At 54.6% G+C, this 8,476-nt stretch carries 9 protein-coding genes and 1 pseudogene; 8 read left to right on the top strand and 2 right to left on the bottom strand.

Going from position 1 to position 8,476, the window contains the following annotated elements; genetic code table 11:
* Positions 1–670: pseudogene (locus AC1HCZ_RS02425) on the top strand (DNA topoisomerase VI subunit B); the annotation flags it as partial.
* 54 nt (positions 671–724) lie between these two features.
* On the opposite strand, the gene AC1HCZ_RS02420 reads toward AC1HCZ_RS02425, so the two are convergent.
* Entirely contained in the window at positions 725–1,213 is a 489-nt protein-coding gene (locus AC1HCZ_RS02420; RefSeq protein WP_479461954.1) for a hypothetical protein, read from the bottom strand.
* Between the two features lie 113 nt (positions 1,214–1,326).
* Between AC1HCZ_RS02420 and AC1HCZ_RS02415 the strand changes: the two genes are divergently transcribed.
* From AC1HCZ_RS02415 to AC1HCZ_RS02395, 5 genes are all read left to right on the top strand, one after another.
* On the top strand, positions 1,327–1,575 hold the full coding sequence (locus AC1HCZ_RS02415) for a hypothetical protein (protein ID WP_479461953.1): 249 nt from the start codon (positions 1,327–1,329) through the stop codon (positions 1,573–1,575).
* 46 nt (positions 1,576–1,621) lie between these two features.
* Positions 1,622–2,911 carry a 3-isopropylmalate dehydratase large subunit gene (locus AC1HCZ_RS02410; RefSeq protein ID WP_479461952.1) on the top strand — a complete coding sequence of 430 codons (1,290 nt, stop codon included), beginning with the start codon at positions 1,622–1,624 and terminating at the stop codon, positions 2,909–2,911.
* 99 nt (positions 2,912–3,010) lie between these two features.
* Positions 3,011–4,066, top strand: coding sequence for a radical SAM protein (locus AC1HCZ_RS02405; RefSeq protein WP_479461951.1), 1,056 nt, complete (start codon positions 3,011–3,013; stop codon positions 4,064–4,066).
* A 33-nt stretch (positions 4,067–4,099) separates the two neighbouring features.
* The gene (locus AC1HCZ_RS02400; protein WP_479461950.1) at positions 4,100–4,840 is read left to right on the top strand and encodes an ABC transporter ATP-binding protein; all 741 of its coding nucleotides are present in this window, start codon (positions 4,100–4,102) and stop codon (positions 4,838–4,840) included.
* Positions 4,830–6,182, top strand: a complete 1,353-nt coding sequence (locus AC1HCZ_RS02395) for an ABC transporter permease (RefSeq protein WP_479461949.1) — start codon at positions 4,830–4,832, stop codon at positions 6,180–6,182. The genes AC1HCZ_RS02400 and AC1HCZ_RS02395 overlap by 11 nt, the downstream gene beginning before the upstream one ends.
* Here AC1HCZ_RS02395 and AC1HCZ_RS02390 read toward each other — a convergent pair.
* Positions 6,144–6,872, bottom strand: a complete 729-nt coding sequence (locus AC1HCZ_RS02390) for a VTT domain-containing protein (protein WP_479461948.1) — start codon at positions 6,870–6,872, stop codon at positions 6,144–6,146. The two genes, AC1HCZ_RS02395 and AC1HCZ_RS02390, sit on opposite strands and share 39 nt — an antisense overlap.
* Positions 6,873–6,946: 74 nt before the next feature.
* Between AC1HCZ_RS02390 and AC1HCZ_RS02385 the strand changes: the two genes are divergently transcribed.
* Positions 6,947–7,084, top strand: a complete 138-nt coding sequence (locus AC1HCZ_RS02385; protein WP_479461947.1) for a hypothetical protein — start codon at positions 6,947–6,949, stop codon at positions 7,082–7,084.
* A complete protein-coding gene (locus AC1HCZ_RS02380; RefSeq protein ID WP_479461946.1) occupies positions 7,081–8,475 on the top strand; it encodes a hypothetical protein in 1,395 nt (464 codons plus the stop codon). The genes AC1HCZ_RS02385 and AC1HCZ_RS02380 overlap by 4 nt, the downstream gene beginning before the upstream one ends.
* The last annotated feature ends 1 nt before the right edge of the window (position 8,476 follow it).

Raw genomic sequence — 8,476 nt, 5'->3', positions numbered from 1 at the left:
GTACAAGGCCCCCAGCAAGGAGGCTCTCTCCCCCATAGGGGAGAAGCTGATAAAGATAGGTCTGAAGAGCACGCTGAACCCCGAGTTCGTCACCGCCGTGAGCAGGAGGCCCTCGTCCTACTCCGGCCACCCCTTTGTAGTGGAGGTTGGAATAGCCTACGGCGGCGAAATACCGCCTTCGGACGCCCCGGTTCTGTTAAGGTACGCTAACAAGACCCCCCTTCTTTACAACGAGAGGAACGACGTTAGCTGGAAGGTGGTTAGTGAGCTTAACTGGAAGAACTACGAGGTCTCCTTCCCGGCTCCCTTGGTAGTTCTGGTACACGTCGCGAGCACCAAGGTCCCGTTCAAGGACGTAAGCAAGGATACCATAGCCGACGTTCCGGAGATAGAGGCCGAGATCAAGTTGGCTCTGCAAGAGGCTGCCAGGAGGCTGAAGAGGTTTATAATTAAGAAGAGAAAGGAGGAGGAGCTCGCAGAGAAGATGATAACCTTCCTCAAGTATGTACCTGAGATAGCGAGGAGCCTAAAGGTGCTGAGCGTAGACCCCGAGACCAAGAAGCCCACTGTAAGCGAGGAGGAAATTCAGGAGAAGCTCAAGGAGTTGATAGCGAAAAGGCTGGGCGCACCGAAGGACAAGCTCCCGGAGGTGGTGATAGGGATAGAGTAAAAGGCTCGGGAGGGGTCCGGCAGCTCTTCACCGGTCCGAAAGACCGGACCCTCTTCATCGCCCCCCGACGGTCTCCGCTATCGTACAGCTCAGTTCCGGTTGTAAATTTATCATCAATATCTTCCCGTACGCGCTTATCAGTATCCTGTTAACAGTAGCTGTGATCGCCACGTACGGTAGTACCGGGACCGCCTCTATCTCCTTTGTGCACTTCTTTCCCTTGAACTCGCTGGTCACCAACAAGTTTCCGTTCGGCTTACCTTCTATGTGTATCTTCAAGCCGGACTTAAACTCAAGCTCGAGCTCCGCCTCGTTACAGCGGGACTCGTAGTAGGCCCTCCCCCAGTCGCCCTTCACCTCCTTGCCGGGGGGCACCACCGTTACTTTGCCGAACAAGTTCAACAACACCGAGCTTCTCTCAGTCGGGTAAAGACACTTGGCAGAGCCCTTGCCGTAGTTGTAGGCCAAGAAGCCTACTATAGCAGAGGCTATCACGACCGCCGCTATAGCTATTTCTGCTTCAACCTTCTTGTTCAACCTCAAGCCCTCACCCGCCATCTCTTAAAGTTAGAAATATTTTCAGTTTCACGCTTTCTCTACAATAAACAAAAAGGAGAATAGGGAGGCGTTCGGAAAGTTCAGCGCCGGTGGCCCGTTTGAAGTTCGTGCTCAGGAGGCTTCGGGTCCTCAAGTCCTCCCGCAGGAGCTTGGTTTTGGAGATGCCCAAGCCCGTGGGGTTCCACGGCTGGTCTTTCGAGACAATAAAAGTGAAGCTCCACCTCCGAAGAGGTAAAGTAGAGGTCTTCCAGTGGGACGAGGAGAGGGGCTCTTGGGTCGAGGCCTCCCCGGAGGTGGTGGCGACCCTCAAGGCCCTCCCGGCCGGCGTCCTACCTTTAGTCCCGTAGGGGGAAAGCACTTATCCCTCTCCCAAAACCCCTTTGGGGAAATACCTTGCCGAGCACAATCGCAGAGAAGATACTAGGGGCTAAGGTCGGTAAGGAGGTGAGCCCGGGAGAATTGGTAGTCGTGGACGTGGACGGCGTCATGGCCCAAGACGGAACAGCGCCCCTGGCGATAAAGGTAATGAGAGAGAAGTTCGGGGAGGAGAGGGTATTCGACCCCGAGAAGGTGGCGTTCGTGATAGACCACACTGCCCCCAGCAACAACCCCGGTACCTCGGAGCTTCACATAGAGATGAGGAAGTTCTGTAAGAAACACAAGTGCACCCTCTACGACGTGGGCACTGGGATATGTCACCAAGTGATGGTAGAGGAGGGGAGGGCGTGGCCCGGCTCCGTCTTCGTCGGGGCGGACTCCCACACCGTTACCTACGGCGCTTTGGGATCCTTCGCCACCGGCGTAGGTTCTACAGACGCTGCCATAGCTATAATGACCGGCAAGATCTGGCTCAAGGTGCCTGAGGCCCTCAAGTTCAACTTAACCGGTAAGTTCAGAGAAGGAGTTATGAGTAAAGACTTGATACTGAAAATAATAGGCGACTTAAAGGAGGACGGTGCCACCTACATGAGCGCCGAGTTCCTCGGGGACGGTCTGAAAGATATGAGGATAGACTCTAGGCTAACGGTGAGCAACATGGTAGTTGAAATGGGCGCCAAGGTTGGTCTCATGCCTGCGGACGAGGAAGTGATGAGGTTCGTAAAGGGTCGCGCCAGGGGCGTGCCCAAGCCGGAGCTCACCCTCCCCGACCCCGGAGCTCACTACAAGGACGAGTTCACCTACGATCTGGGCGAGATAGAGCCGATGGTAGCTAAGCCCTACTCCCCCGCCAATTCCGTTCCGGTGAGCGAGGTGGAGGGCTTAGAGGTGGACCAAGTCTTCATAGGTAGTTGTACTAACGGGAGGCTTGAAGACGTGGCGGTAGCCGCCAAGATACTGAAGGGGAAGAAGGTGGCCCCCGGCACTAGGTGCATTGTTATAACCGCTTCGAGGAACGTGTACGTACAAGCCCTCAAGAAGGGTTACGTGAACGTCCTCACGGAGGCCGGCTGTCTGGTCACCTTCGGTACGTGTGGCCCTTGCGTGGGCGCGCACTACGGCGTCCTAGGGCCCGACGAGGTAGGGTTATTCACGACCAACAGGAACTTCAGGGGGAGGAGCGGACACCGGAGCAGCAAGGTTTACTTGGCCAGCCCCGCCACGGCCGCAGCCAGCGCCGTGGAGGGTAAGATCACCGACCCGCGGAAGTACTTGAAGGTCAGAGTAAGGGACATAGAGGTCTGAGCTCGGGGCCGGTCCACCTCCTCACCGCTCGGACTAGGTCCCGCAACCCTCATCGCTGAAAACCTCTCCCTCGGGTACGGGGCTCCGGGTCAAAAGGTTTTGAACGCGCCAAAGGACCCCCCAAGCTTCTCGGAGGCTTTGGACTTGTGGCATCGAGATCTGTACGAATTGGCCATGATGGCCGAGGAGCTCCGGAAGAAGACCGTCGGGGACATAGTTACTTTCGTGGCTAACTACAACATAAACTACACTAACGTCTGTGTCTACCGCTGCCCCCTGTGCGCCTTTTATAAGGAGAAGGGGGAGGAGGGAGCGTACTTTCTCTCAATAGAAGAGATGCTGAAGCAAGCCGCGGAGGCCGTATGGCTGGGCGCCACGGAACTCCACGTGGTCGGGGGAGTAACTCCAGAGCTTACGGTAGAGTACTTCGAAGAGTTCTTCTCTGAAGTGAAGAAGAGGTGGCCCTTCTTAACTATAAAGGCCTTAACAGCCACGGAAGTAAACTACTTGGCCAAGATAAATAAAATGAGCGTCAAAGAGGTGCTGGAGAGATTGAAGGAGGCCGGGCTCGACGCCATGCCCGGCGGCGGGGCCGAGGTGTTGGACGACGAAGTCCTCAAGGTAATAGCTCCAGCCAAGACTGCCGAGGAGTGGTTGAGGACCATTGAGATAGCACACGAATTGGGTATAAGGACCAACGCTACTATGCTTTACGGTCACGTAGAGAGGCCGGAGCACATTATTAGGCATTTGATGAGGATAAGGGAACTGCAAGAGAAGACTGGGGGGTTCCTCACGTTCATCCTCCTCAAGTTCAAGCCCGGGAACACGGAGCTCTGGAGGAGAGGGTTAGTGAGGCACGAAGCCCCGGCGGTCTACGACGCTAAGGTGGTCGCCATCTCCAGGATAGTGCTCAGCGGCTTCATAGACAACATATCCGTCTACTGGGTCGGGTACGGGAAGAAGTACGCCTCAGCTCTACTCAACTTCGGCGGCTCGGACTTGGTGGGCACGGCGTTCAGCGAGAAGATATTTAGGTCCGCCGAACCACACGATGGCTACGCTACCTTGGAGGAGTTGGCCCATTACGCGAGGACCTCCGGGAGGCTGCCCGCGCAGAGGGACACCTTCTTCAACATAGTAAAGTACTTGTAGGTTTACCACCTTCCCGGCCCCGGAAGCTGAGGGTTGGCAGCGGTCGAGGTTATGGACATCTGGAGATCCTTCGGTAAAAAGACCATACTGAAGGGTGTTAGTTTCGAGGTGAAGAAGGGGGAGATCTTCGGCCTCTTGGGGCCAAACGGCGCCGGGAAGACCACAACCTTGAGAATAATAACGGGAATACTCAAACCGGATAAGGGTGACGTGCTAGTTTACGGGAAGAGCGTCGTGAGGGAGAAGGATGAAGTTAAGAAGATGATCTCCTACCTGCCCGAGGAAAGCGACGTGTACTTGAGGTTAACCGGGTACGAGAACCTCAAGTTCTTCGCAATGGTATACTTCGACGACCCCGAGGAGAGGGAAAAGGCAATAGAAGAGGGAGTGAAGATGGCCAACTTGGGAGATGCTATACATAACTTGACAAAGACCTATAGCAAAGGCATGAGGAGAAGGCTAGCATTGGCGAGAACCTTAATGGTCCGTCCGAAGCTTGCGGTGCTCGACGAGCCCACCTCGGGCTTGGACGTTTACTCTTCCCTCAAGGTAAGGTCCAGTATAAAGGAGTTCGTAAGGAAGACCGGGGCCAGCGTGATACTCTCGAGCCACAACATGCTTGAGGTGGAGTACTTGTGTGACAGAGTTGCTTTTATAGTTAACGGAAAAATAGTGACCGTCGGCTCCCCCGAGGACTTGAAGAACGAATTTAACGCCAAAAATTTGGAGGAGGCCTTCGTGAAGGCAACAGAGGTGGGGGAGAGTGCAACTTAAGGCCGTCGTGTGGAAGGAGCTCAAGGACCTATCCAGAGACAGAAAGACTCTGTTCACTGCGGTCTTCTTGCCGGCGTTCATGCTCCCTTTGATGGCCCAGCTACTCGCGTTCGCGCTGAGGACGGTCCCATTGACGGTGGTAATAGTAAACCAAGACAAAGGGGCGGAGGTACCCCTTCTCTCGTTTCAGCCACTGCTCCCCTTTGAGTCCCAAAAGATTAACTTGGGGGATCAAGTAGTGAAAGTGATAAACGAAACGGTAAAGAAAATAAACCCGTCAACCAGAGTAGTCGTCGTTAAGAGCCTAGAAAACGTAAAGAACTACGACGTGATGGTAATCATACCGGAGGACTTCAGCATTAAGCTGTTAACCGTAGATCCTACAAAGTTCAACGTAACTGACGTGATTGTGTACTACAAGGCGAGCAGCAAAGGGGTGGGCGTCGGAACTACTACCGTTTACCAGAGCATAATACAAGCCTTGAGGACCATCTCGTCCCAAATTGCTGCCCAGAGGGCCCAAGTCCTCTTGGCTTGCTGTAATGCCACAGGAGCGACTCCGGAAGCAGTCTTAAACCCTTTGAGGGTGAGGACCCAGTACATAAGCCCGACTGGCGAGACAATAAGCAAGGTACAACTGGGTAAACTGATGAGCTCGAAGCTCCTCTTGTTCTCAGTCTTCTACGTCTCCGCGCCGGTGCTGGCATTCGTTAGCGACTCCGTAGCCGGTGAGAAGGAGAGGAAGACCTTGGAAACTCTCTTAGCTTCGCCGGTTAAGAGGAGGAATATAGTCCTCGGCAAGTTCTCGGCTACTTTGGTTTTGGGCTTAATAGCGGCTGTCGCGGACGTGGTCGGTCTGATCTTATACATCCAGACGCTCAATTCCCAAATAGCCGATATGGTCGCCCTGGGGGTGGAGAAAGGAATCATTACTTCTCTTACCATAGACCTCCCTACGGTGGCACTCCACGGAGTGGTCATGTTGATGGTAGTGGCTTCAACGGCAGCGATGCTTATGCCCGTGGCCGCGTTGACTGACAGCGTTAGGAGCGCCCAGTCCTTGGGCGGAGTGATACAGATGGTGCCGCTCCTAATAATTCTGTACTCCATGTACGCAGACATAAACACCATACCCATGCCCTGGAAAGCACTCGTCTTCCTCATACCCCATACCTACGCGGTCATGGCTATAGACCAAGCCTTGAAGGGGGCTTTGATAGAGTCCGCTGGAAGCGTGGGGGCCATGATACTCGCCACCGGAATCTTGTTGTGGATCACAATAAAGATATTCGAGAGCGAGGTGTTAGTGACCAGCTCCTTTAAGTTTGGAAAGAAGCGGTGAAGTTTTTTTGGCCAACCACTTGAGGCCCATAGCCTTTGCGAGTTCGTCGAGCATAACGTACAAGGCGTGCAGAGTTCCCCTCTGAGAGAGGGCCAAGGCTATCCTCATCCAGTCCATTCTGCCTATTATTACAATTACTAAGAGTGTGACCACCAGCAGCGTTATGACGCTCTCAGTGACGCTTACGTTGTATTCCTCCATTATCCTCGAGTACGCGTTTCCGAACGCTATACTTAGGAAGGTAATTATTATCTTGCCAAGCCACACTGCCAAGAAGAACTTAGTCAAGGGGTATCTCGCCGCACCCAAGGGGACGTAGAGGACGTCGTCCGGGAGGGGCAGCGCGGCGAACAAGAAAATGGCCACAAATATGCCCCTTTGAGCTATTTTAGAGAAGAGCTCGAAATTCTTCCTCATCTTCTCCGGCAACAGTTCGGACGTGCCCACGCCGGCCAAGTAAACTACCACCTTTCCCAAAGCCGCGCCCAAGCCGCCCACGACGGACCAGAGGACCGCCTCGGGGAGGCTCAAGTTCTTCTGGGCAGCCAAGGCAGCTATTAGGGCCAAGTAGGGGACTGTGGCGTAAGGTATAGCGTTGCCTACGAAGGAAATTAAGAAAACCCCGAAGGGGCCGTACTGTTCAGTTAACGCCGCTAATGTCTTCGTTATGTCCTCTATCGGATCGCCCAACGAACGCTTCCCGAATGCGCTGGGGAGGCAAGAATTTATCTCGACCTCGAGCGAGCCGTGTCAGGGGGCCGAGCGTGTCCTTCGAAGAGAGGTTTATAGAGCTCGAAGAGGAGGAGCTGCTGGAAGAGGAGGACTACATACTGGAGGAGGAGACCTTGGAGGACGAGCTCGAAGAGGAGTACATCGATGAGGAAGAGGAAGAGGAGGCTTGAACGCGGACGGGATCAAGTTCGGCGTTGTGCTCGCTCTCTCCTTCATATTTTCCTTGAGCTTCTATAACTTCGGCAGAGAATTCATAAATAAACCGCCGTTCAAAAACAACTACATAAGTGACGAAGTTTGGTACGTGTCGGCGTCGAGGAACCTCTTGAGGGAGGTCTTCCACGCTTACCCCAACTCTTCAAACGCTACAGTCCAAGCAAAGGACATAGTCTCGTTAACTAAATTCATTTCCCTATATTCCTCAAAGTACGGAGTAGAGTACTCGGAGCCCTACTCTAAAATAGAGAACGCCACTTACGTGGTCGGGAACTCCACCGAGGGCATAAAGAAGCTTATGATGGACGCTGAGAAGTTCAACATAACCTTGGTTCAGCCCGGATGGAAGTACCCAGACCAAAAGGGTATACTAAAATACTTGAACTTGGAACACCCTCCGCTGGCCAAGTACATAATTGGCCTCAGCTTGTTGAGGGACGACGTTCCCCCGAGTTGGAGACGCCCCGGAGTAGCGCTGGGGACGGCGGCCCTATTCGTCCTCCCCGTGGCGCTCTACATGTACTCCAAGAGCTTGATACTGTCCCTGGGTTCGCTCCTCTTACTCTACTTCGACGAGGCCTTTAGGGTTATGTCTATGGTAGCTATGCTCGATGGGTACGCGGCCTCCTTCTCGGTCATCTCGTTGGCAGCCCTCCCCCTGAGCCCGGCCCTCGCAACGCTGTTCTACGTGTTGGCCTCCAACTCTAAATACACAGCTTTGTTCTACTTCATACCGCTGGCGTACGTCTACCGTTACGAGAGGGGCAAGAGCCCGCTGGGCTCGGCGCTCAGGCCGTTGACTTCCTTCGCGGTAGGCTTAGCGCTCCTCTCGCTACCAATAATTTTGAGCTTGGGCTTCGAACAGTGGCTCGCCCGCTTGGTGGGAGGAGTCAAATGGTTCTTGACCTCCCGGCCCTCAGGCCCCCCGCCGGCCAGCCCGTTAGACTGGCTAACCGGCAAACAGCCCAGCCCGCTCTACGTCGACCCCGCGCTCTACGTCTACACTAACCCTTCCATCCTACAGCTCGGGCTAATCTCCTTCTTCGCCCTTTATCCTCTCAGGGGGAAGAGGGCCTACAAACCGGCGTGGCTGGCGAGCCTCTACTTAGTCTCGGCGCTGCTCGGGCTCAGCGCCGTCTACTTGGCCGGCAACAAAACTCTATATACATTTTACGTAGCCGTGTTCACCCCGATGGCCGATGTGGCGGCCGCCGGGCTGGCGGCCCTCTTGGCGGACTGGGATTCGGCCTACGAGTCCTTGGACTGGTGGATTAAGTTGCTCAAGGGTTTGGCGGCTTGGTCGTTAGGGAAGGCGAGGCTCGAGTGCAAGCTCGAAGGGTCTTAAG

The organism is Ignicoccus sp. (genome assembly GCF_056435145.1).
The sequence above is the reverse complement of the archived record's forward strand: the minus strand, read 5'-3'. Positions and strand labels throughout refer to the sequence as shown.